General features: G+C 67.9%; 17 protein-coding genes and 1 tRNA gene. 9 read left to right on the top strand and 9 right to left on the bottom strand.

Going from position 1 to position 23,197, the window contains the following annotated elements; translation table 11 throughout:
- Positions 1-97: 97 nt before the first annotated feature.
- A complete protein-coding gene (locus tag ABNQ38_RS16895) occupies positions 98-1,291 on the top strand; it encodes an MFS transporter (protein WP_377809405.1) in 1,194 nt (397 codons plus the stop codon).
- Positions 1,292-1,300: 9 nt separating this feature from the next.
- Here ABNQ38_RS16895 and ABNQ38_RS16890 read toward each other — a convergent pair whose 3' ends face one another.
- Positions 1,301-2,065 carry a class I SAM-dependent methyltransferase gene (locus tag ABNQ38_RS16890; RefSeq protein WP_377809404.1) on the bottom strand — a complete coding sequence of 255 codons (765 nt, stop codon included), beginning with the start codon at positions 2,063-2,065 and terminating at the stop codon, positions 1,301-1,303.
- A gap of 30 nt (positions 2,066-2,095) precedes the next feature.
- Between ABNQ38_RS16890 and ABNQ38_RS16885 the strand changes: the two genes are divergently transcribed.
- The gene (locus tag ABNQ38_RS16885; RefSeq protein WP_377809403.1) at positions 2,096-3,016 is read left to right on the top strand and encodes a helix-turn-helix transcriptional regulator; all 921 of its coding nucleotides are present in this window, start codon (positions 2,096-2,098) and stop codon (positions 3,014-3,016) included.
- A gap of 235 nt (positions 3,017-3,251) precedes the next feature.
- A complete protein-coding gene (locus ABNQ38_RS16880) occupies positions 3,252-4,433 on the top strand; it encodes a hypothetical protein (RefSeq protein WP_377809402.1) in 1,182 nt (393 codons plus the stop codon).
- A 205-nt stretch (positions 4,434-4,638) separates the two neighbouring features.
- Here the strand turns inward: ABNQ38_RS16880 and ABNQ38_RS16875 are convergent.
- The 5 genes from ABNQ38_RS16875 to ABNQ38_RS16855 all read right to left on the bottom strand — a co-directional run bounded on the left by ABNQ38_RS16875 (position 4,639) and on the right by ABNQ38_RS16855 (position 11,685).
- Positions 4,639-4,713: transfer RNA gene (locus tag ABNQ38_RS16875), tRNA-Gln, on the bottom strand.
- 119 nt (positions 4,714-4,832) lie between these two features.
- Positions 4,833-6,938: a hypothetical protein gene (locus ABNQ38_RS16870; protein ID WP_377809401.1), complete on the bottom strand. Its 2,106-nt coding sequence runs from the start codon at positions 6,936-6,938 to the stop codon at positions 4,833-4,835.
- Positions 6,938-9,661, bottom strand: coding sequence for a DUF4159 domain-containing protein (locus ABNQ38_RS16865; protein ID WP_377809400.1), 2,724 nt, complete (start codon positions 9,659-9,661; stop codon positions 6,938-6,940). Before ABNQ38_RS16865 ends, ABNQ38_RS16870 begins: the two co-directional genes overlap by 1 nt.
- A gap of 48 nt (positions 9,662-9,709) precedes the next feature.
- Complete coding sequence (locus ABNQ38_RS16860; RefSeq protein ID WP_377809399.1) at positions 9,710-10,639, bottom strand: DUF58 domain-containing protein; 930 nt, start codon at positions 10,637-10,639, stop codon at positions 9,710-9,712.
- Positions 10,640-10,659: 20 nt separating this feature from the next.
- Complete coding sequence (locus ABNQ38_RS16855; protein ID WP_377809398.1) at positions 10,660-11,685, bottom strand: AAA family ATPase; 1,026 nt, start codon at positions 11,683-11,685, stop codon at positions 10,660-10,662.
- A 253-nt stretch (positions 11,686-11,938) separates the two neighbouring features.
- On the opposite strand from ABNQ38_RS16855, the gene ABNQ38_RS16850 reads away from it, so the two are divergent.
- From ABNQ38_RS16850 to ABNQ38_RS16840, 3 genes are all read left to right on the top strand, one after another.
- On the top strand, positions 11,939-12,529 hold the full coding sequence (locus ABNQ38_RS16850; RefSeq protein ID WP_377809397.1) for a DUF1285 domain-containing protein: 591 nt from the start codon (positions 11,939-11,941) through the stop codon (positions 12,527-12,529).
- A 32-nt stretch (positions 12,530-12,561) separates the two neighbouring features.
- On the top strand, positions 12,562-13,200 hold the full coding sequence (locus tag ABNQ38_RS16845) for a CoA pyrophosphatase (protein WP_377809396.1): 639 nt from the start codon (positions 12,562-12,564) through the stop codon (positions 13,198-13,200).
- Positions 13,201-13,273: 73 nt separating this feature from the next.
- Positions 13,274-14,533: a CCA tRNA nucleotidyltransferase gene (locus ABNQ38_RS16840; protein WP_377809395.1), complete on the top strand. Its 1,260-nt coding sequence runs from the start codon at positions 13,274-13,276 to the stop codon at positions 14,531-14,533.
- On the opposite strand, the gene ABNQ38_RS16835 is transcribed toward ABNQ38_RS16840, so the two are convergent.
- Positions 14,509-15,648, bottom strand: coding sequence for a DUF2252 family protein (locus ABNQ38_RS16835; RefSeq protein WP_377809394.1), 1,140 nt, complete (start codon positions 15,646-15,648; stop codon positions 14,509-14,511). The two genes, ABNQ38_RS16840 and ABNQ38_RS16835, sit on opposite strands and share 25 nt — an antisense overlap.
- Positions 15,649-16,060: 412 nt before the next feature.
- Here ABNQ38_RS16835 and ABNQ38_RS16830 point away from each other — a divergent pair, with 412 nt between their 5' ends.
- A complete protein-coding gene (locus ABNQ38_RS16830; protein WP_377809393.1) occupies positions 16,061-16,825 on the top strand; it encodes an SDR family oxidoreductase in 765 nt (254 codons plus the stop codon).
- Between the two features lie 70 nt (positions 16,826-16,895).
- On the opposite strand, the gene ABNQ38_RS16825 is transcribed toward ABNQ38_RS16830, so the two are convergent.
- Together ABNQ38_RS16825 and ABNQ38_RS16820 are read right to left on the bottom strand one after the other, a co-directional pair.
- Positions 16,896-18,464 carry a Ppx/GppA family phosphatase gene (locus tag ABNQ38_RS16825; RefSeq protein WP_377809392.1) on the bottom strand — a complete coding sequence of 523 codons (1,569 nt, stop codon included), beginning with the start codon at positions 18,462-18,464 and terminating at the stop codon, positions 16,896-16,898.
- 23 nt (positions 18,465-18,487) lie between these two features.
- Positions 18,488-20,635, bottom strand: coding sequence for an RNA degradosome polyphosphate kinase (locus tag ABNQ38_RS16820; RefSeq protein ID WP_109050081.1), 2,148 nt, complete (start codon positions 20,633-20,635; stop codon positions 18,488-18,490).
- A gap of 202 nt (positions 20,636-20,837) precedes the next feature.
- On the opposite strand from ABNQ38_RS16820, the gene ABNQ38_RS16815 reads away from it, so the two are divergent.
- Both ABNQ38_RS16815 and ABNQ38_RS16810 read left to right on the top strand, forming a co-directional pair.
- Entirely contained in the window at positions 20,838-21,356 is a 519-nt protein-coding gene (locus ABNQ38_RS16815; protein ID WP_377809391.1) for a SixA phosphatase family protein, read from the top strand.
- A 101-nt stretch (positions 21,357-21,457) separates the two neighbouring features.
- On the top strand, positions 21,458-23,074 hold the full coding sequence (locus ABNQ38_RS16810; RefSeq protein WP_377809390.1) for a CHAD domain-containing protein: 1,617 nt from the start codon (positions 21,458-21,460) through the stop codon (positions 23,072-23,074).
- The last annotated feature ends 123 nt before the right edge of the window (positions 23,075-23,197 follow it).

Below are 23,197 nucleotides of genomic sequence, written 5' to 3'. Positions count from 1 at the left end.
GACAAAATCATGCGAACTGGGCCGGTATTCCCGTTCTTGACCTTATGGCGCACATCGTCTCCGCAGCACAGTACTTCTTGGAATGGAGACTTTGGAAATGCCACTTGCACTGCTGGCGCTGGCGATCAGCGCCTATGCGATCGGGACGACGGAGTTCGTAATCGTCGGCCTGCTCCCCACCGTGGCGAGCGATCTGGACGTCAGCCTGCCGCTGGCCGGCATGGTGGTCAGCGTTTATGCGCTGGGCGTCACGTTCGGCGCGCCGATTCTGACCGCGCTGACCGGCCGGGTGCCGCGCAAGCCGCTGCTGCTCGGACTGATGGGCGTGTTCGTCGCCGGCAACCTGCTGGCCGGCATCAGCCCCAATTACGAGACGCTGCTGGTCGCTCGGGTGCTGAGCGCCTTCGCCCATGGCGTCTTCTTCTCAGTCGGTTCGACCATCGCCGCCGATCTGGTGCCGAAGGACCGGCGCGCCTCCGCCATCGCCATGATGTTCTCCGGCCTGACCATCGCCATCGTCACCGGTGTGCCGCTGGGGACCTGGATCGGCCAGACCTTCGGCTGGCGCGCCACCTTCCTGGCGGTGTCGGCGCTTGGCGTCGTCGGCGGGCTGGGTGTCGCGGCGCTGGTACCGGCACGGCTCAGCCAGCCGCCGGCCGCCGGGCTGGGCACGCAGCTGGGCGTCCTGGCGAAGCCGCGGCTTCTGCTGGCCTTCGCCATCACCGCGCTCGGCTATGGCGGCACCTTCGTCGCCTTCACCTTCCTGGCGCCGATCCTTGAGACGATCACCGGCTTCTCGAACTCGACCGTCAGCCTCGTGCTGGTTCTGTACGGTGCCGCAATCGCGGTCGGCAATGTCGTCGGCGGCCGGCTCGCCAACCGCCGGCCGGTTCGGGCGCTGGCCTGGCTGTTCGCCTTGCAGGCTCTGGTTCTGGTCGTCTTCACCTTCACCGCGGACGCCAAGGTACCGGCATTGGTCACGCTGGCCGGCATGGGGGCGCTGGCCTTCGCCAATGTCCCGGGCCTTCAGCTTTATGTCGTCCAGCTGGCGCAGCGTCACGCGCCGGATGCGGTCGATGTGGCGTCGGCGCTGAACATCGCCGCCTTCAACCTGGGCATCGCGGCGGGCGCCTTCTTCGGTGGGCAGGTTGTTTCCTCCCCGCTCGGTCTCGGCGCCACGCCGTGGGTCGGTGGCCTGTTCGTTCTGGGCGGTCTCGTCCTGACGCTGGCGAGCGGTGCGCTCGACAGGCGGGAGACCGACCGCCGGACGACTGTTCCGGCGGCCTGCTGAACCGGCCTGTCAAACCGGGTCCGCCTCCAGCGTCAGCGTGTCGAGCAGGAAGCTGCCGTCTTCGGTGATGTCGAAATGGGTGCGGACCTCCGCCGCCGCACTGCGCTGAAGCGAGCGGATGGCCTGGACGTGGAGGTCCGGGGTGCGGGTGCGGGCGGTCCACACCGGGAACTCCATGCGCAAACGACGCGGCGTCAGGGACTGGACAGCGAAGCCCGCCCGTGCCAATGCGGCCATCCATTCAGCCGCCGTATAGTTGCGGACATGCGACGGGTCGCGCAGCACCTCGACCACCTGCAGGTGGGTGTCCAGCACGGCGGCGGCCGGTGCGATGCAGTCGATGAAGACCGCAATCCCGCCCGGTGCCAGCACCCGCCGCGCTTCCCGCAGTCCGGCCTCGAAATCGCGCCAATGATGGGCGGTGAAGCGGCAGAGCACGACGTCGAACCGGCCATCCTCGAAGGGCAGCCGTTCGGCGGGCGCCTGCCGGGTGGCGATGTTGGACAAGCCACGTTCCGCGGCGGTGCGGGCGACCACCTCCAGCATCTCCGGCGTCAGGTCGACGGCCACGACCTCCGCCACATGGGGAGCGGCGCGGTAGCTGACGTGGCCGCCGCCGCAGCCCAGATCCAGAACCCGTGCGTTCGACCGGCCACGCAGGATCAGCTCGATCTGGTCCAGGTCGGCACCGCCGGCATGGACGGCACTGGACACATAGGCATCAGCCCGCGGGCCGTAATTCTCGGCGACGACGCCATGGTGAGTCCGGGTCATAGGGGGCTTCCTTGCAGTTGGCTGGCTGATGTGGCGAGCGTCGTGCCATTCGTAACCGGGTACAAGGCAGGTGTTTATCCTGGTATAAGCACTGCCACCATGATCCGCACACCCGCCTCCACCGGTCAGGCCCCCGTCGATCCAACGGCCGACCGACGCCGCTTGCTTGCCTCCTTCCTGCGGCGCCACCGCGAACGGATCGCTCCGGCAGAGGCCGGTGTTCGAACCGGTTCCGCCCGCCGGAGAACGCCCGGGTTGAGGCGGGAGGAACTGGCGCAGCTCTGCGGCATCAGTCCGACCTGGTACACATGGCTGGAGCAGGGCCGCGACGTTTCGGTCTCTCCCGCAGCATTGGCGCGCCTGTCGAATGCGCTGCACCTGACCCCGGCTGAGCGGGCCTATCTGTTCGAACTGACCCGCAAGCGCGACCCGGACATGCCAGCAGCGGGGCAGGCGGACGGCCCCCCGCCATCGCTGCTTGCGGCGCTGGCGGCGATGACCGCGCCAGCCTATCTCCTCGACCGGTGCTGGAGCGCCGTCGGCTGGAATCCCCGGGCGGAGCGGCTTTTTTCCGGTTGGCTTGGCGGCACCGAAACCAATCTGCTGCGCTATGTCTTCCTCGACCCGTCGGCCCGCGATTTCATTCAGGATTGGGAGAATCGTGGCCGCCGGCTGCTGGCGGAGTTTCGTGCCGAAACGGCCCGGCACCCGGACGACCCGACGCTTCGGCAACTGGTCGACGAACTGCGGCAGGCCAGCCCGCTGTTCGCCCGGATGTGGGAGGACCAGGGTGTTCTGGAGCGTGAAGGCGGCCTGCGCCGATTCAATCATCCGCTGGATGGCGCCCTGACGTTGGAGCAGGTAACCCTGCGTCCGGGTGACCGGTCCGCTTTCATCTTGATTATGCTGGTCGAGCCTTCTGCGAACGAGGTCGCAGAGATTCAGGAGTAAGGCTGGCGATCCGGCTGCCCTTCGCCGTTTGGCACCTGATCACTGGCAGTCCGGTAGCGCGGTTCGCAATTTTCTGCCGCAAGCCGTTGCGGAAAAATGCAATTGCGTGCTTTTCGTACCCTGAGGTTGTGCTACTCTGAGGCTGTTTTCGTTCAGCTTGAGCGGTATTAAAAGCGTCATCCAAATAACACGCGTCGAGCTGAAAACGAACGCAACAAAAATCAGGGGAAGGCCTATGGCACGCTTTATTGCGGGTGGTTCGACCGGGGTTAACACCGACAATATCTATATCGCCGATCTTCTGTATGCGCAGATATCCGGTGCAAACAGCACCTACATTTCGGCAAGTTACGGTGGCGGTGCAGTCACCGAGTTCTATGGAAATTTCGCGTACAATTCGACGGGCACCAATGTGGTGGGCGGAACGATTTCCGCCATACGCTCGCTGTCGAATGGCAGGCCGACCTACACCGTCGAAAACCTGTCGGTTCCCGCGACCACCTTCCTCGCGTGGCTGTCCAGTGGCGCAAGCAGCAGCGCACGCTCCTCCATCCTGTCAGGTTCGGACACGATGTTCGGGTCGGATTTCAACGATACGATTCGGGGGTATAACGGAAACGATACGATTCTGGGTGGCGGCGGATCGGACCTTCTGGATGGCGGCTATGGGAACAACGTTATCGACGGTGGTGACGGCGTCGATACCGTCCAACGTGATAGGAGCACCTATTGGAATACCGTCTTCAGCTATGGCGGGTCCGTCTATGTCTATGACTCGAACGGTTACGACCAGCTGATCGGGGTCGAATACATCCGCTTCGAGGATCGTACGGTTGCAACCTCAAGCGTTTCTGCACTGGATCCGCTATCTTATCTGGCGGCGAATCCCGATCTGGCCGCCGCGTTCGGCGGAAACACCGCGCCGGTGTTGAGCCATTATCTGAGCGCCGGCATCCGCGAACGCCGGTCGACGACATTCGATGCCGCGAGCTATCTTGCGGCTAATCCCGATCTGGCCGCCGCGTTCGGTGCGAACACTGTTGCCGCCACCCAGCATTATATCAATGCCGGACGTCTGGAAGGCCGCAGCACCAGCTTCAACGCGATGAGCTACATCGCCGCCAATCCGGATCTCATCCAGGCATTTGGAACGAACACGACCGCTGCGGCGCTTCACTATGCCACCGCAGGACGGCTTGAAGGCCGGTCGACCACGTTCAATGCCTCCGCTTATCTTGCGCGGTATTCGGACCTTCGCGGGATGTACGGCACCAGCGAACTGGGGGCTGCGACGCATTATGTGACGTCGGGGTACCGCGAGGGACGGTCTGCTGCCCCGCTGACGACATCCACCGCCCGTTCCGCGCAGTTTCTGGCATCCGAACAGGCTTCGGCTTCACTGGCGGCCGCTGTTTAAGGAAAGAGTGGCTCGGGACACCCGCAAGGCAACTGCTCCCGAGTCATCTGCCTCCGGTCTCGATGCCCTGGTACAGAATGCATTGCGTTCTGTACCGCGTGGCCGGTGCCGATCTCGGAAAGGGGCGGTCCAGGTCCAGCCGCCAGAAACGCGAAAACCCGCCGAAGGGCGGGTTGGACGTTTGCTGTATCAGCGAATGGAAAGTTGGCTGGGGCGGCAGGATTCGAACCTGCGGATGGCGGTACCAAAAACCGCTGCCTTACCACTTGGCGACGCCCCAACCGGCGCGGCGATCTCTCGTATCGCCGGAAGGAGCGGCACCATAATCGGAAGACCGGCCGAACGCAACAGGCTGTTTTCAGAAAATTTTCTCAGGCTAACGGCCCTCCGCGAGGCTGCTCAGCGGCCCTCCCGGCGCCATGCCATCAGCAACCCACCCAGCACCAGGGCCAGCACCGCACCAACCGGCAGCAGCGGTACGTCGGTCACGCCGGTCACCGTATAGTCGCCGTTTGCGCGCAGGCCGATCCAGCCGGATCCGGACTGGCTGCGGTCGGGCTGGGTCCGGCGCACATCGATGCCGGGATTCGGGCCGCTGTCGGTATCGGTCATCCAATGGATGCCGCCGCCGGTCGCCTCTGCCACCGGCTGCATGCGGTCGCCGGTGGACCTCACGTCAGCCAGTTCCGGCGTGTTCACGGCACCAACCACCGCCAGCGTCGTCCGCTCTCCATCGGAGATGCGGTAGATGCCGGGGGCTGCGGCGGTCACGGTGGCGATGGACCGGCCGGTGCGGTCGTCGGTCAGTTGGAGCGTGCTGGTCCGGTCGGACGGATCGGTGATGGTGACAGAGCGCGGGTCGGGCGTCAGGGACCGGCGTTCGACCGTGATGCGGTTGCCGTCCACATGGGCGCGCAGGTCGTTCTCCTCCAGCTCCGGCTCCTTCATCAGCCAGTGGGCGAGGCGGCGCAGAAGCTCCGCCTGTGGACCGCCGCCTTCGAAGCCGCGGCTCCACAGCCAGATCTGGTCGGAGGCGAGCTGCGCCACCCGGCCCTTGCCGACGCGGTCCAGCACCAGAAGCGGGCGGTTGCCCGCACCCTGCATCACCACGGTGCCGCTGTTGGGCGTCACATCCACCTGATGGAACCAGCGGCCCCAGCTCGGTGCCGCGTCCAGCCGGTCACCGGGCAGCCCGGCGGTCACCGGATGGCGGCGGCCGACATCGGTCACGGTCGGCAGGAACGGGCTGTCAACCGTCTGGCCGCTGGGCGTCGCCGGCAGGATCGACCCCAGCGGCGTGCGGTAAAGCGACAGCGGCCCGGCATAGCCCTGGCCGGAGGTTTCCAGCAGGGCGCCACCCTTGCGGACATAATCGGCGATATTCTCCAGATACATCTGCGGCAGCACGCCACGGCGGCGGTAGCGGTCGAAGATGATCAGGTCGAACTCGTCCAGCTTCACCTCGAACAGTTCGCGGATCGGGAAGGCGATCAGCGACAACTCGCGGATCGGCGTGCCGTCCTGCTTCTCCGGCGGGCGCAGGATGGTGAAATGGACCAGATCCACCGCCGGATCGGCCTTCAGCAGGTTGCGCCACGTGCGCTCGCCAGCATGGGGTTCGCCGGAAACCAGCAGCACGCGCAGCCGGTCGCGCACGCCGTTCACCACCACCGCCGCGCGGTTGTTGGCGAGAGTCAGTTCCTGCTTCGCCGGCTCGACCTCCAGTTCCAGAACATTCTGGCCGCCATGGGTGATCGGCAGGTCGACGCGAACGTCGCGGCCGACCGGCACGCGGATGGTGCTGGGGGCACCGCCGTCCTGGCGCAGGGTCACCGCGGCGTCGGCGGACTGGCGGCCGGGCATGTCGTCGACGCGGATGGTCAATTCGACCGGCTTGCCGACAAGGCCGTAGTTCGGCGCCTGCACGATGGCGATGCGGCGGTCGCCCTCGTCGCGGTCGCCGGTCAGCAGCGTGTGGATCGGGCCGATGTCGGCCAGCTTGCCCGGCACCTGCGGAACGTCATGCACCTGACCGTCGGTGATGAAGACGGCACCGGCCATGCGGCGCCGCGGCACATCGGCCATAGCGCGGTTCAGCGCATCGAACAGATGGGTCTCGTTGATGGTGCCACCGGTCTCGCCGCCCTCGGCGCTGCGGACGACGCGCACCTCCAGATCGTTGAAGCGCTTCAGCCGCTCGGTCAGCTGTTCCGCTGCACGCTCGGTGCGGGCGCGGCGGTCGCCGATCGCCTGGCTCGGCGAATCGTCGATCACCACGATGGCGACATCCTTGATCGGATCGCGCTTTTCTTGGACCAGCGAGGGATTGATCAGCGCCAGGGCCAGCACCGCCACCGCCAGCAGACGCAGCCATGTGCCGCGCGCCCGGCGCGCTGCCGCGATCAGCACCACCAGCAAGGCGAAGCCGAAAAGTGCGCCCAGCACCGGCCATGGCAGCAGGGGCGCCAGCGCCACGGAAAGTCCGGAGAGCAGATCGACGGGCATCACTGGCCGAGCCTTTCCAGGATGGCGGGCACATGGACCTGATCGGCCTTGTAGTTGCCGGTCAGCGCGTACATCACGAGGTTGACGCCGAAGCGATAGGCGATCTCGCGCTGACGCTCGCCGCCGGGGATGACCGCGAACATCGGCTGGCCGTTGCGGCCGACCGCCCAGGCCGAGGCCCAGTCGTTGCCGCCGATGACGACGGAGGACACGCCGTCATTCGCCGGCCCCTCCCGCGCTTCGATCCACAGCTGCCCGCCGGCATAGCGACCGGGGAAGTCGGTCAGCAGGTAGAAGGACTTGCGCAGCACATGATCCTGCGGCACCGGGGCCAGCGGCGGGATGTCCAAGCCCTGCACCAGCTGTTGCAGAACGGCCGGGCCGCCGCCGGGCGCCTGATCGCGGGTGTCGAACAGGATGGTGCCGCCGCTGCGCATATACTCGTTCACCCGCTGGCGCGCCTGATCGGACAGGGCTTTCTGCCGATCCGACACCGGCCAGTAGAGCAGGGGATAGAAGGCCAGCTCGTCCTGTTCGGGATCGACGCCGACCGCTCCGGCCGCTTCGACGGCGGTGCGCAGGCCGAGCACGCTGACCAGCCCCTCAAGCCCGGCGCGGGCGGTGTCGTCGACGCTGCTGTCGCCGGTCTGGACATAGGCGAGGTAGGTCTCCGCCGTCACCTTGACCGCCTTGTCCTGGTCGAGCGCGCGGGCGGGCTGCGGCGCTGAAGACAGCGCGAGTGCCAACAGCAGGCCGGCCGCCGCCCCGCCGGCCCTACGCCGCAGGGCGGGCGGGCGCAGCAGGCCGCGCAGGGCCAGCGCGATCAGCAGGTCGATGGACAGCAGGGCGAGGGCCGCTGCCAGCAGCGACGGCTTCAGCGGAACCTCGCCGCGGCCGCCATAGCCGTCGCGGCCCACGCCGGCCGGCATCGGCGGCAGCGGGTCGATGACGGTGACGGCGGCGGACAGGTTTAGCGCGCGCCGGGCATCATCGGTGCCGTAGAATCCCGGCGGATGGCGCGGTCCGATGACATCGGCGGCAGCATTGCCGGGGATGGGGAAGGCGGTGGGCGGCGGCGGAACCAGCCGGCCGGTGCCGTCCAGCACCTCGACCGGATCGAGCGAGGTGGTGGCGGCCGTTCCCGTCACGCCGCCGCTGAGCGCGACCAGCCGGCGCAGCATGTCGACGAACAGGCCCGACAGCGGCAGGTTCGACCAGTCCGGGCTGGCGGTGGTGTGGACCAGCACGATCCAGCCGTCGCCGCGCTTCTGCGAAGTGACCAGCGGCGTGCCGTCGGCCAGCCTCGCCCAGGTGCGGTCCGCCAGATCCAGCGCGGGCTCGGCGAGCACCTGCCGGTTTACCTGGACATCGGGTGGAATGTTCAGCCCCTCGAAGGGCGATTTCGGTGGGAAGGGCTGGAGCTTTGCCGGCTCCGACCAGGACAATGCGCCGCCAAGCGCGCGGTCGCCGATGCGCAGCCGCTCCGGCACCAGCGTGTCGGCATGCTGGGCCAGACGCGGGCCGGCGAAGCGGACCAGCACGCCGCCCTTCTTCACCCAATCCTCGATGTCCTGAACCTCGGTCCCGGTCAGGGCGCCGATGTCGGACAGGATCAGCACGGCCAGATCGCGCTTCAGCAGATCCAGCGTCTCGCCGCGACGCACCTCGTTGTAGGGCGACAGCGCGCGTTCGAGATAATAGAGATCGGACAGCAGCGGCTGGCTTTCCCCCTCCGCCCGGCCGGACGCGAGACCGACGGGGCGGCGGCGCCAGCGCTCGTCCAGCAGGACGGTGGCGCCGGCGGTGGTATCGCCTTCGACCCGCAGGCTGGCGGCGTCGTTGCGCAGCTCGGTCGGCACGTCCAGCCGCACCTCCCGAACCTTCTGGCCCGGCTCGAAGGTGACGGTCTGGCGGGTCAGCAGCCGGCCGTCGGCGGCGGCGAGGCGGACGGTCACCGGTTCCGGCTTCGACGGGTCGGCGCGGACGACGCGGGCGGTCAGCGCCGTGCCCTCGCTGGAGGGCGGCAGCAGCAGGTGGGGTGGATGCTCGGCGGAATCGTCGAGGACATCGGCGGAGCCCAGCCGCTGCAATCCGGCGGCGAGGGCGGCGGCTTGGCGGTCGCCGACGCCGTCGCTGAGCCACACCGCATGGATCGAGCCGCGCCCGTTGGCCTGTGTCGCCACCGCCTTCAGGGCCTCCAGCGCTGCGGCACGGTCGGTCGGCCAGGGCAGGGGAACCATCGCCTGGGCCAGACGGCGGGCTTCGGGTGCCGGAAGGACAGCGCTTGCATGGATCGGTTGCCCGTCGGCGGCCGGGGCGGTGGGCAGCAGGATAACCGGCCGCTGCTGGCGGTCGGCCTGGGCGATCAGCTCGTCCATCGTGCGCTTGCGGGTCGGCCAGTCGCGCCCGGCCGCCCAGCCATTGTCGACCACCAGCAGCAATGGCCCGCCGCCGGGCAGTGCCGCCCGCGGGTTCAGCAATGGACCGGCCAGGGCCAGGATGATCAGCGCCGCCACGATCAGCCGCAGCAGCAGCAGCCACCACGGCGTCCGGGCCGGCGTCTCCTCCCGCGCGGTCAGGTCGCGCAGCAGGCGGATGGCGGGAAACTGGATCGCACGCGGGGCCGGCGGCGTGACGCGCAGCAGCCACCAGAGGACCGGCAGGGCTGCCAGTGCGGTCAAGACCCAGGGGGCGGCGAAGGCGATCGGTCCGAGACCCAGCATTGGCGCGTCTTCACGAGGGGGAGGGGCGAGAATGGGCAGGCCGGCGCGTCACACCGCCTCCATCGCCATCGCACCCCAGAGGGTGAGCAGCGCGGATTGCGGCGAACGGTCGGTGCGATGAACGGCGAAACTCCAGCCGGCGGTGCGGGCAAGCGCCGCCAGCCCGTCCTGCTGCGCCTTCAGGCGCTCGCGATAGGCGTCGCGGACGGCCTCGACACGGGGGACCAGCAGATTTTGTTCGCCCTCCAGGCCGTGGAAATCGACACGGCCGTCATAGGGCAGCGTTTCTTCGGCCGGATCGAGGATCTGGACCAGATGGCCGCGCAGGCCCCGCCCGGTGAGGCCGGCAACGATGGCGTGGATTTCCGGCAGGGGGGACAGCAGGTCGCCGAACAGAACCGTCTGCGCATGGCGGGGCAGGGGCTCCACACGCGGCAGCGGATCGGGTGCGGCAGCGGCACGCGGGTCGGTCATCAGCCGGGCGATGCGGTCGATGGCGGTCTTGCCGTGGTCGGGACGCACGCCGCTGTTCAGCAGGGCGACCCGCTCGCCGCCGCGAGCCAGCAGCACGGCTGTGGCGAGCGTCAGCAGATCCGCCCGCTCCCGCTTGGTCGACAGCCCGGCGACGGAACGGAAATCCATGGAGGCGGAGCGGTCGCGCCACAGCCAGACGCTCTGCGCCGCCTCCCACTCATTCTCGCGGACATAGACCGGCTGGGTCTTGGCCGACTGGCGCCAGTCGATCATCGACGGGGCGTCGCCCGGCTGGTAGCGGCGGAACTGCCAGAAGGTCTCGCCCAGCCCGACGCGGCGTCGCCCATGCACCCCCTGGGCGACGGTCGCCGCCACCCGTTCCGCAGCGACCAGAAGCGGGGGCAGGGCGGATGCCAGCTCCTCCGCGCGATGCCGCGCCAGCAGGGTGTTCGACAGCTGACCCGGCGGCTGGCCTTTTTGCGGGGAGTTTGGGCTTCGCGGCATTGCGGCTCCGCTTCGAGGGGTCAGGCCAGGGGCGCGCAGAGGCGGTCGATGACGTCGTCCAGCGTCACCCCGTCGGCCCGCGCGGCGAAGTTCAGCGCCATGCGGTGCTTCAGGATCGGCTTGGCCAGCGCAACGACATCGTCCAGCGACGGCGACAGGCGGCCGTCCAGCACCGCACGGGCGCGGGCGGCGAGCATCAGCGACTGGCTGGCGCGCGGGCCGGGGCCCCAGGCGACATGCTGGCGCACCTCCATCAGCTCCGACGTTTCCGGACGGCCACGGCGGACGAGGTCGAGGATGCCGTCCACCACCCCTTCGCCGACCGGAACGCGGCGGACGAGGCGCTGTGCAGTCTGAAGATCGGCGGCGGACAGCACCGTCACCGCCCGTTCATCGGTGGCCCCGGTGGTGGCGATCATCATCCGCCGTTCCGCCTCGCGGTCGGGATAATCGACGTCGATCTGCATCAGGAAGCGGTCGAGCTGGGCTTCCGGCAGCGGATAGGTGCCTTCCTGCTCCAGCGGATTCTGGGTCGCCAGCACGTGGAAGGGCTGGGGCAGGGGATGGTACTGGCCGGCGACCGACACCCGGTGCTCCTGCATCGCCTGGAGCAGGGCCGACTGGGTGCGTGGGCTGGCGCGGTTGATCTCGTCGGCCATCAGCAACTGGCTGAACACCGGGCCGGGCAGGAAGCGGAAGGACCGGCGGCCGTTGTCGCCCTCCTCCAGCACTTCGGAGCCCAGTATGTCGGCGGGCATCAGGTCGGGCGTGCACTGGATTCGCTTTTCGGCGAGGCCCAGCACGGTGCCCAGCGTTTCCACCAGCCGCGTCTTGGCAAGGCCGGGAACGCCGATCAGCAGGACATGACCGCCGGCCAGCAGCGTGACCAGCGTGCGGTCGATCACCTCCTGCTGGCCGAAGATCACGCGGCCGATGCGGTCGCGGACGGAGGCAAGCCGGTCGCCCAGCGCCTCGATCTCTTCCATCAGCCGTTGCGGGTCCTCCGGCACGGGAGGCTGCCCCCTCAGGATGTCCTGTGCGCTCAAGGTCTACTGCTCCCCGATGGTGGGCCGATCGGTGTCACGGTCGCAGGATTCCGCGACGCGAAACACGGGATCCGCATGGTTGGCCCTGTTCCGGCACCTTGTCGACACCCATTTTCCGAATCCCGCCGCCGGATGTGCCGCCGGACGGGTGGTGGCGCCAGGACCATTGGAGTGGACCTAGCGGCCGAGTGTGGCGAAAATGCGCATGTCCGGGGACAAAGCGGTTCCCAATCCTATGAAGGTCGGTAACGCGATGGCGAATGACAAGCGCTCAGATGGACAAACCGTTCCGGAGACGCCGCCGGTTCTGCCGTCCGACCTGCCGTCCGACTTGCCGGTGGCGCTGGGACGGACACCCACGCTGGAGCAGTACGACATCCGCATTGCGCGCGACGGCACCTGGTTCCACAATGGCGATCCCATCCGCCGGATCGAGCTGGCGAAGCTGTTCTCCACCGTCCTGAAGCGCGACGACGACGGCGATTACTGGCTGATCACGCCTGTCGAGCGCGGCCGGATCGTCGTGGACGATGCCCCGTTCGTGGCGGTGGAGATGACCGTGGCAGGCAGCGGGGCCGATCAGGTCCTGTCCTTCCGTACCAACCTCGATCATTGGGTGGAGGCCGGCCCCGAACATCCGATCCGCGTCGCCGTTAACCCTGAAACCGGGGAGCCGGCACCCTACATCGAAATCAGAAGCCGGCTTGAGGCGCTGATCCTGCGGCCCGTGTTCTACGACATGGTGGAGCGCAGCGAGACGCGCCGCACCGAAACCGGCGAGTCCGAGGTGGGTCTATGGAGCAACAAGGTCTTCTTCACGCTGGGCAGGCTGCCTGGCGACTGAGCTTGGAGGAAGTCCGCCGGCGTTTGCCGGCGATGAGCACCGATGCGGCGGTGGAAAGTGCCGTCCGGTCGAACCGGACGGCGCCGAAGCACGCCGCCAAGATCCGGGGCGACCACGACCTCAATCCGGAAATGGGGCCGCCCTCCACCCTGCGCGAGGCGGCGGTGCTGGTTCCGCTGGTCGACCGGCCGGAGGAACTGACGGTCATCTTCACCCAGCGCACCGCGACGCTGAGCGCCCATGCCGGCCAGATCAGTTTTCCCGGCGGGCGGATGGAGCCGGAGGACGGCACTCCGGAGGAAACCGCGCTGCGCGAGACGGCGGAGGAGATCGGGCTGGAGCGCGGCCGGATCGAGATCGTCGGCCGGCTGGACACCTATGTCACGCGCACCGGGTTCCGGGTGACGCCGGTGGTGGGGGTGGTGACGCCGCCCTTTATCCTGACGCCCGACCCGACCGAGGTGGCGGAGGTGTTCGAGGTACCGCTGTCCTTCATCCTCGACCCGTCGAACCCGCAGCGCCACAGCCGCGAGTTCCTGGGCAAGCCGCGCTGGTTCTATGCCTTCCCCTATCCACAGCGTTACATCTGGGGGGCGACCGCCGGCATGCTGGTGAACCTGCGCGACGTGCTGGGTGCCGCCGCCCGCGAAACGGGGGAGGGGGCGGACTGACGGTGCCAAAACCGATGGCCCCGAACCCGACGGCGGTGGAATGGGGACCGGGAATCGGATAGCGTCGCGCGCCATGACCGTTGCCGCACGCCTGTCGCCCCAGCCCTGGATGACCGCTCCCGAAAGCCTCGCGCTGTTCGATGCCCTGGCATCGGGCGGGGCCGACGCGCGATTCGTCGGGGGATGCGTGCGCGATGCGTGGCTCGGCCGGCCGGTGAAGGACATCGACATCGCCACCCATGCGCCGCCCGAGCGGGTCATGGAGCTGCTGGAGGCGGCTGGGATCCGCGTCATCCCGACCGGCCTCGCCCATGGCACCGTCACCGCGCTGTGCGGCGGCAAGCCCTATGAGATCACCACGCTGCGGCGCGACGTGGAGACTTTCGGCCGCCACGCCCGTGTCGAATTCACCGACGACTGGATCGAGGACGCCGCCCGCCGCGACCTGACCATGAATGCGCTGAGCTGCACGCCCGATGGGGCGATGTTCGACCCATTCGGCGGTCTGGCCGACCTCGCCGCCGGACATGTGCGCTTCGTCGGCGAAGCCCGACGGCGGATCGAGGAGGATGTGCTGCGCCTGCTGCGCTTCTTCCGCTTCCACGCCCATTACGGCCGTGGCGAGCCGGATGCCGAGGCGCTGGCCGCCTGCCGCGACCTGGCGCCGCGCCTGCCGACGCTGTCGGGCGAACGGGTGCGAGGGGAACTGTTCCGCCTGCTGACCGCCCCCTGCGCCGCTTCGGTCTGGCGGTTGATGATGGGGCAGGGGATCATGGTCCATCTGCTGCCGGAGGCGATGGACACCGACCGGCTGGAGCGGTTGATCGCGGTGGAACGCGATCTCGGCCTGACGCCCGACCCCACTCGCCGGCTGGCCGCCGTGCTGGACAGCAACCGGCCGGGCGCGCTCAGGGCTGCCGACGCTTTACGCCTGTCCAACCACGAACGGGACCGCCTGCTGGCCCTGGTCGAGCCGCCGGTCGTGGTGGCGCCGGCGGACGACCGCAAGGCGTTGCGTCAGGCGCTGTACCGCGTCGGCGATGCGGAGCTGTTCGGCGACCTGCTGCTGATTGCCGCCGCCATCCATGATGGTCCGCTGGATTTGGGCACGTTGCGCAAGGCCCTGTCGGTTGCCGACGACCTGCCGGACTTGAAGCTGCCGATTGCCGGTCGCGACCTGCTGGAGCTTGGCGTTCCGCGCGGCCCGCTGGTCGGCGGAACGCTGAAGCGCGTCGAGGCTTGGTGGATCGCCGAGGACTTCCAACCGGACCGCGACGCCTGCCTTGAAATGGCGCGTCGCCTTCCCGATCAGGCGTCCGGGCGTTCGGCGTAGCGGCGGCAATGCTCCAGATAGGCCGCTTCGTGACCGACGATCAGGTCGACGATGCTGGACCACAGCCAGGACGGTGCATCCAGGCTCTTGGTCCGGTTGCGCGCCAGTTCGCCGCGCCATGACTTGCGCGTCGCCTCGTCCATCTGGCGGGCATGCGCCTTGCCGACCACGGCGGCCAGATAGAAGGCGACGCGGGTCGCTTCCTCGCGCGTCAGGTGATCGAAGTCGAGCTTGATGTCCTGCGGCAGCAACTCGCGCAGGAAGACGGCGCGGTCGAGCAGGCGGGCAGGGCGCATGCGGTCGCCGAGATAGGGCGAGAGATTCTGCGCGCCGGTCACCACGCGTTCCGCATTGTCGCGCGGCATGCCGTTCTTGGCGGCACGCGGCGCTGCGGCCTGGACCGCCTCCTTGATGTCGATCAGGCTGAGGCCGCCCTCGTCGTAATGACCCTCGCCGACGCCGAGAAGCACCGCGATCCGCAGCCGGCCGAGCGAACTGCAACCCTTCACCCAATAGGCGGCATCCAGCAGCTCGATCCGGTCATTGTCGTCGCGGGAGTGAAGGGCGGTCACCAGACGGCGGACCTGATCCCTGGCGAACAGATCCTCGACGGCGGCGCGCTCCTCGTCCGTCAGCGGCCAGAACCGCTTGCCGAGCGGGATGGTCGGCCGGATGTCCTTGATGCGGTCCCGGGCCAGATGCTTCCAGGTGCGGCCGATGGCCTGACGCATGCCGAGGCGGACGACCGACGGTCTCTTCCGCACCGCGTCGCCGCCCAGTTCGCCGTCGAGGGTCATCATGTAGCCCTCGATCATCCGCTCCAGCATCAGCGCCGTGGTGACGCCGGGCAGGTCCGACCCACGCGCTGCAGTGGCGAGCGACAGGCCGAGCCGGATCAGGTCATGGGCGGGGTTGCCGACGACGGTCTGGTCGACGTCGCGAATCTGGATGCCGATCCGGCCCTTGGCGTTGGCGACCGGCCCGAGGTTGCCGACATGGCAATCGCCGCAGATCCAGACCGGCGGACCATCGGGGACCTTGCCACTGGACTTTTCCAGCCATTCGTAAAATTTCACGGTGCTGCCACGCACATAAGCGTGAGCGGATTCGGCCATCTTGAGATTTCGACGCTGAGACAGGACCGCCTGGCGCTGATCGGGCGGGGTGGGCTGGTTATTCGACGACATCATCCATCCGGATCCGAAGTTGCGAGGCCGGAAATGGGCAACGCATCGGTTCTCCGCCATGCCGCAACCGGTCAACCCACAACGACCCAGCCATGCATGCTTACGAGGCATGTCCTTGGGAACCATCCCACGAAAACCCGATGGAAGACTGACACTTCTATGTTGCGAGGGACTGACATTCCGACTTTGCGCCCACACACAAAAAACACATAAGTTAGGTTATGGAAAATAATGCCGCTACTGTCCGCTCCGGCCTTGCGAATTCGAAAGCAAGAATCGGATAGCCTGAACCTGACCGGTTTCGCGACTTTCAGGCCATTCACCGCATGGGAGAATGGCAATGAAACAGCTGGACGGAAAGATTGCAATCGTCACGGGTGCCAGTTCCGGGATCGGGCGTGAGGCGGCGCTGCTGTTCGCCGAACACGGCGCGCAACTCGTTCTGGTGGCCCGGCGGCGTGACGAACTGGAACGGCTGGCGGACGAGATTCGGAGCAAAGGCAGCGATGCCGTCGCCGTGGCCGGCACTGTCGCGGATGCCGAGGTCGCACGCGCCGCGGTCGAAACCGCCATCCGCCGGTTCGGCGGACTGGACGTCGCCTTCAACAATGCCGGCACCGCCGGCGCGCAGGTTCCGCTTCCCGAAATGACGGAGGAGATGTGGCACGAGGTGATCGATACCAACCTGACCAGTGCCTTCCATGCCGCCAAGCACCAAATTCCGGCGATGCTTTCCCGCGGCGGCGGATCGCTGATCTTCACCTCGACCTTTGTAGGCCACACCGTCGGGTTTCCAGGAATGGCCGCCTATGCCGCCAGCAAGGCCGGATTGATCGGTTTGACGCAGGTGATCGCGGCGGAATACGGACCGCAGGGCATCCGCGCCAACGCCTTGCTGCCGGGCGGGACCGATACGCCAATGGGACGGGCCGTGTCGAACACGCCGGAGGCGCTGGCATTCGTCCAGGGGCTTCACGCCCTGAAACGTCTTGCGACGCCACGGGAGATCGCACAGTCGGCGCTCTATCTGGCGTCGGACGCGTCCAGTTTCACCACCGGAACCGCGCTGCTGGTGGACGGCGGCGTGTCGATCACCCGGACGTGACCACCCGGACATGAACGGGCAGGGTCGCACGCCATTCACCGGCGTCCGGCCCTGCCCTATTCCTCCACCCCTACTCCGCCGCCTGCGGGCGCAGCGGCTGGATCACATCGCCCTTGAGATTCATCGCCTTGGCCAATGCGTCGATGCGGCGCTGGACCGCCTCGCCGGACGGGACGCTGCCGTCGTCGGGCAGGGTCAGCGCAATGCGGCCATCGCCGACCTTCAGGCTCGTGCGCTCCAGCAAGGCCGTGGCGCCGCCCGACAGCGTGTGGGCAAGGCGCAGGGCCAGCCCCAGCACCAACGCCTTCCTGCCCTGCCCTTCGCTCACCAGCGTCCGCACCGGTGCGGTCAGCGGCACGTCGATGGTGCCGGCATATCGGGCGTGGGCGGCAAGCGCGAGGAAGGCGCGCTCGTCATGATCCAGCGCCGGGAAAGGATAGCGCAGCACGCGCAGGTAGGCATGCTCCGCTCGGTAATCGGGATGGTCGGCCCAGCCGACATCGCTCAGCAGGCAGGCGGCATGGCGCAGCCGGATGGCGTTGTCGTCTTCGCCGGCGAAAAGCCCGGCGGTCCAAGACATCAGCAAGGCTGGATCGCCCATTCGCACGAAGCGCCGCGCCCAATCGGCGGCCGACGCCATCAGCGGATCCTCGCGCTGCCCCTCCGGCGAGAGCAGAGAATAGAGATGCCCCTCGCGCAGGCCGTAGGCGGAGAAGACCAGCTTCGACGGCTGGGCAATGCGCAGCAGCCGTTCCAGCACCAGCCCGGCGAGAGGCAGCGTGTCGAGCCGGCGGCGCGATCCCGCCATCTTCTCCAGCGACGAACGGCTCTGCCGGCCGATCAGGCCGGTGAACTCCCGCGCATCGGCGGACGGGATGGTGTAGTGGTGGATGATGTGCAGCGGGTGGCCGGACTGCTCCATATGCAGCTTGGCGATGGCGCGCCAGCTGCCGCCGACCGGGTAGAAGGGCCGCCCCTTCATCGCCGGCAGCCAGGGCAGCGATTCCAGGTGCTGGTCGATCAGCTTGGCCGGGCCGCCCTTGGTCGAGCCGACCTCCATCAGCCGCAGCGGGCCGAGCGGCAGAGTCACCTGCCTGCCGATCACGCCGCGGTCGAGCGGGACCAGTTCCAGACTGCCGCCACCGAGATCGCCGACCAGACCGTCCGCGCCGGGGGTGCCCGACAGCACGCCCATGGCCGACAGCCGCGCCTCCTCCTCGCCACTGATGACGCGGACGCTCAGGCCGGCCCGGCGTCGGATGGCATCGACGAAGGCGGCGCCGTCGCGGGCATCGCGCACGGCGGCGGTGGCGATCACGTCGAGCCGACCGACGCGCATGCCCTGGGCCAGCGTCGCGAATCGTTCCAGCGCCGCTAGCCCCTGGGCGACACCATCTGGGTTCAGCACGCCGGCCTTCTCCACGCCGCGCCCGAGACCGCACAGCACCTTCTCGTTGAACAGGGCAAGCGGCGAGCGGGTCAGCCCATCATAGACGACAAGACGGATGGAGTTCGACCCGATGTCGATCACACCCACCCGGTCTCCAACGCGCTCCCCGGCGGTCGCAACGCCTGAAGCGCCGCCGACCGCCTGCCCCAGCTCGCCGAAATTGGCGGCGGCGCGTTTCTCAATGTTCATACTCTCGCTCCCGTCACCCGCCCTCAGGACACCGTGTGCAGCATCAGCCGCGGCGGCGTGCGCTTATTGCTGAGCGCGCTGCCCCGGCCGGACAGGCTGGGGTTGGTCATGAAGTAATTATGGGCACTGAACGCATCGGGGCCAGCCTTGATGCGATGGTACACGCCATCGGGCCCCAGCTTCCAGGTGCTTGCATCGTCCTTCATGTTGGCGACCATGATCTGGTCGAGCACCTGTTCGTGCACCGTCGGATTCTCGATGGGCACCAGCGTCTCGATGCGGCGGTCCAGATTGCGGGTCATCCAGTCGGCGGAGGAGATGAAGATCTTGGCCTGATTGCTCGGCATGGGATGGCCGTTGCCGAAGCAGATGACGCGGCCATGTTCGAGGAAGCGGCCGACGATGCTGCGCACCCGGATATTCTCAGACAGCCCCTTCACCCCCGGACGCAGACAGCAGATGCCGCGGATGATCATGTCGATCTGAACGCCGGCCTGCGAGGCCTTGTACAGCTTGTCGATGATGACCGGGTCGACCAGGGAGTTCAGCTTCACCCAGATCGACGCCGGACGGCCGGCGACGGCATGGGCGATTTCCGCCTCGATCAGGTCCGACAGCCGCTGGCGCAGCGTGATCGGGGCGATGGCGATCTTCTCCAGCACCTTCGGCGTGGCGTATCCGGTCATGAAGTTGAACATGACCGCGGCGTCGTGGCACAGTGCCGGGTCGCAGGTGAAGAAGGACAGGTCGGTGTAGACCTTCGCGGTGATCGGGTGGTAGTTGCCGGTGCCGAAATGGACGTAGCTGCGCAGCGCCTTCTTCTCGCGCCGCACCACCAGCGATACCTTGGCATGGGTCTTCAGATCGACGAAGCCGTAGACCACCTGGGCGCCGGCGCGTTCCAGATCGCGCGCCCAGCGGATGTTCGCCTCCTCGTCGAAGCGGGCCTTCAGCTCGACCAGAGCCGTGACCGACTTGCCGGCCTCCGCCGCCTCGATCAGCGCGGCGACGATGGGGCTGTCCTTGCTGGTGCGGTAGAGCGTCTGCTTGATCGCGACCACCTGCGGGTCGCGCGCCGCCTGCCGGATGAACTGCACCACCACGTCGAACGACTCGTAGGGATGGTGGACGACGATGTCCTTGTGCCGGATCGCCGCGAAGCAGTCGCCGCCGAAATCGCGGATCCGTTCCGGGAAACGGGCGTTGAAGGGGCGGAAGACCAGATCGGGCCGCTCATCGACGATCAGCAGCTTGGTGTCGGTCAGGCCGATCAGCCCGTCGAGTATGAAGACATCGTCCGACGCGACGTTCAGCTCATGTCGCAGGAACTCACGCAGGTCGGCAGCCATGCCGCTGTCGGTGGCGAGCCGGATGACGCTGCCGCGGCGGCGGCGCTTCAGCGCGCTTTCGAAGGTGCGGACGAGGTCTTCGGCCTCTTCCTCGATTTCGATCTCGCTGTCGCGCAGCACGCGGAAGACGCCGTGCGCCTTGACTTGGAACGGAGGGAACAGGCGGTCGATGAACTGCATCACCACCTTTTCCAGCTGGATGAAGCGGATGTCCGAGCCCGGCAGGCGCAGGAACCGTTCAAGCTGCGTCGGCAGCGGAACCAGCGCGTCGATGTGCCGGCCCTTGACCGGGTCGTGCAGCTGGAGCGCCAGCGAGAAACCGAGATTCGGCAGGAACGGGAAGGGGTGGGCCGGATCGACGGCGATGGGCGTCAGGATCGGGAAGATATCGTCCAGGAACTTGGCTTCCAGCCAATCCAGTTCGCCTTCGCTGAGGTCGGCCGGATCGACGACCGAGATGCCGGCGCCACGCAGTTCACCCTTCAGCGAACGCCACGTGGCCTGCTGGCTCTCCATCAGGGCGGCGATGCGCTGCTTCACCGCAACCAGCTGCTGGGCCGGCGTCAGATTCTCAGGGCTGGGCGTCTTCACGCCGGCGGCCACCTGCCCTTTCAGGCCGGCGACGCGGACCATGTAGAATTCATCGAGGTTGCTGGCGGAGATCGACAGGAAGCGCAGCCGCTCCAGAAGCGGGTGATTCGGGTTGGCCGCCTCGTCCAGGACGCGCTGGTTGAAGGCCAGCCACGAAAGCTCCCGATTGATGAAGCGTTCCGGGGCGTTTGGCTCGATACCGACCGAATCGAGTTCCTGGAGATGCGTCACGTCGACCTCTGAAATCGTGAAATCCCGAACGCCGGCGCTTGGCTTTGAACCATGCCGACGACGGTTATATGGTGGGCAGACAGAGTATCCCATATGCGTTACGGTTTCAGGACTCCCATTTGGTTAAACACTGCGACCTCTTCCCGCCTCGCCAATCCCGCCGCCTGCCCCCTCGCCCCTCCCCTGCCGGCCGATTTCCGCCATGAAGACGCTGTTCCTGCTGCGCCATGCCAAATCTTCCTGGGACGATCCGTCGCTGGGCGACCATGGCCGCCCGTTGAACGCCCGCGGAGAGAAGGCGGCCACCCTGGTCGGCGCCTATCTGGCCAAGCATCACGCGCACATCGACCTCGTACTCTGTTCGACCGCCGTGCGGGCCGTGGAAACGCGCAAGCGGGTGATGACGGCGATGGGGGCGCCCTATCCGCCGGTGGAACATGAACGCGGCCTGTATCTGTGCGGCGCCCACACGCTGCTGGAGCGGCTGCGCGACGCACCCGATTCCGCGACCGGGCTGATGCTGGTGGCGCACAATCCCGACCTGCATGAACTGGCGAACGCCCTGACCGGCAGTGGCGACCATGGCCTCCGCCACGATCTGGCCGACAAGTTCCCGACCGGCGCCTGCGCCGTTCTGGTCTTCGAGACGCTGCATTGGGCCGACCTGGAAATGGGTGCCGGCCGGCTGGCGGATTTTGTGCAGCCGCGTAAACTCTCTTAACCTGCGGCGGCGGTTGGGGTATCCACGGATCCACCTGATACGCTCCAGGCCAGTTCGGCCGCAAGGCCGCGCCCCGGCCGGATTCGGGAGGAAGCCGACCCTTGACCCCCGTCAGCTCACCCACGGCATCGTCCAGCAGCCCGCAGCCCGGACCCGACGCGCAGCCGGCCGCCTCGACGTTCCGCGAGGTGGAGTTGAAGCTGCATGCGGCGACGGCGGATCTGGCGCGGGTGGCGGCGCTGCCGGGGCTGCTGGCGATTGCCGACGGCCCGGCGGCGACCCAAAGGCTGCGCACCGCCTATTTCGACACGCCCAACTTCAAGCTCGCCGCCAACGGGGTGGCGTTGCGCGTGCGGCAGGAGAGTGACCGCTTCGTCCAGACCCTGAAGACGGTCAACAGCGCCAGCCCCGGCGATTCGGCCGCCGTAGCCGTGCGGCGGGAATGGGAGTGGGTCGTCGCCGGCGAGGCGGTCGATGTCGGCGTGCTGACGGATCCCAGCGTCGCCGGGCTGGTGCCGTCAGCGGCGCTCGATGCGCTGGACTGCCTGTTCATCACCGACTTCCGGCGCACCACCCTGCTGCTGCGCCCCGATCCGCTGACCGCGGTCGAACTGGCCGTCGATGACGGCGGCGTCTATGCCGGCGGCAACTCCCTGCCGATCAGCGAAGTGGAACTGGAGCTGAAAGCCGGCAAGGTCGCCAGCCTGTTCGATCTGGCGCTGATGCTGCAATCCGCCATTCCCATGCGCATCGGCACCGAAAGCAAGGCGGAGGCCGGTCTGCGGATGGTCACCGGCAGGGCGCCGGGACCGGTGGATGCCGAACCGCTCGGCCTGTCGCCGCTGACCACGGTCGCGGAGGCCTATCGCCATATCCTGCGTCAGGCGCTGCGCCAGTTCCTAGCCAACGAGTCCTGCGCGCTGGCCGGCGGCGACGTGGAGGGGCTGCACCGCATGCGCGTGGCGCTTCGCCGGCTGCGCACCGCCCATCGCCTCTTCGCTCCGCTGATCGCCGCGCCGGAAGCCGACCGGCTGGTCGAGGAAAGCCGGGGGCTCGCCAAGCGGCTGGGACCGGCGCGCGGCTGGGACGTCCTGATGTCCGGCGTCCTCGCTCCTCTGCTTGCCGATCCGAAGGCGGCCCCGGGCATCGACCGCACGGCATTGGAGCGGCTGGAATCGCTGGCCCGCTCCGCCGGCGCCGGTCCGGCACGCGAAGCGATGGCGGCGATTCTGGCGCCCGGCTGCACCAACACGGTCCTCGGCCTCGCCGCGTGGCTGGAGCATGGCCGCTGGATGTCGGAGGCTGACGGCGACCGGCGGGCCGTGCTGTCGGCGCCGGTCACCACGCTTGCCGGCGGCTGGCTGTCTGCGCGCATGGCGAAGCTCGGCAAGCCGGCGAAAGCGCCGGAGGATGCCAAGGGGCGTGACAAGCTGCGCCGGCGGCTGCGCACGCTGCGCTATACCGCCGACTTCTTCCGGGGACTTTATCCGGAGGCGGCCACCCTGCCCTTCTTCGCGGCGCTGGAACAATTGCAGGCGGCGCTGGATGCCGATCAGGATGCCGTCACCAGCGCCCGCATGCTGGCATCGCTGACCGGCGCCGATCCGAAGACGGTCGGCGCGGTCGCCGCCTGGATCGAGCGCCAATCCGAAAAGCGGCGCAAGGCGCTGCCCGAGCTGTGGAAGCGGTTCCGGGCCGTTCCGCCCTTCTGGTCATGACCGACCCGCGCGGGGCGCCGGTGGCAATACCGCGCCTAGCGCATATATCGTCAGCCGACCGGCGGCCGGGGCCATTTCCTCCGGGCCATTTCCTCCGCCCGCCGAATTTCGTTATGCATCGCG

It is taken from the genome of Azospirillum sp. A29, from assembly GCF_042604625.1.
GTDB classification, from domain to species: domain Bacteria; phylum Pseudomonadota; class Alphaproteobacteria; order Azospirillales; family Azospirillaceae; genus Azospirillum; species Azospirillum palustre.
This window is presented reverse-complemented; position numbering and strand designations above follow the sequence as displayed.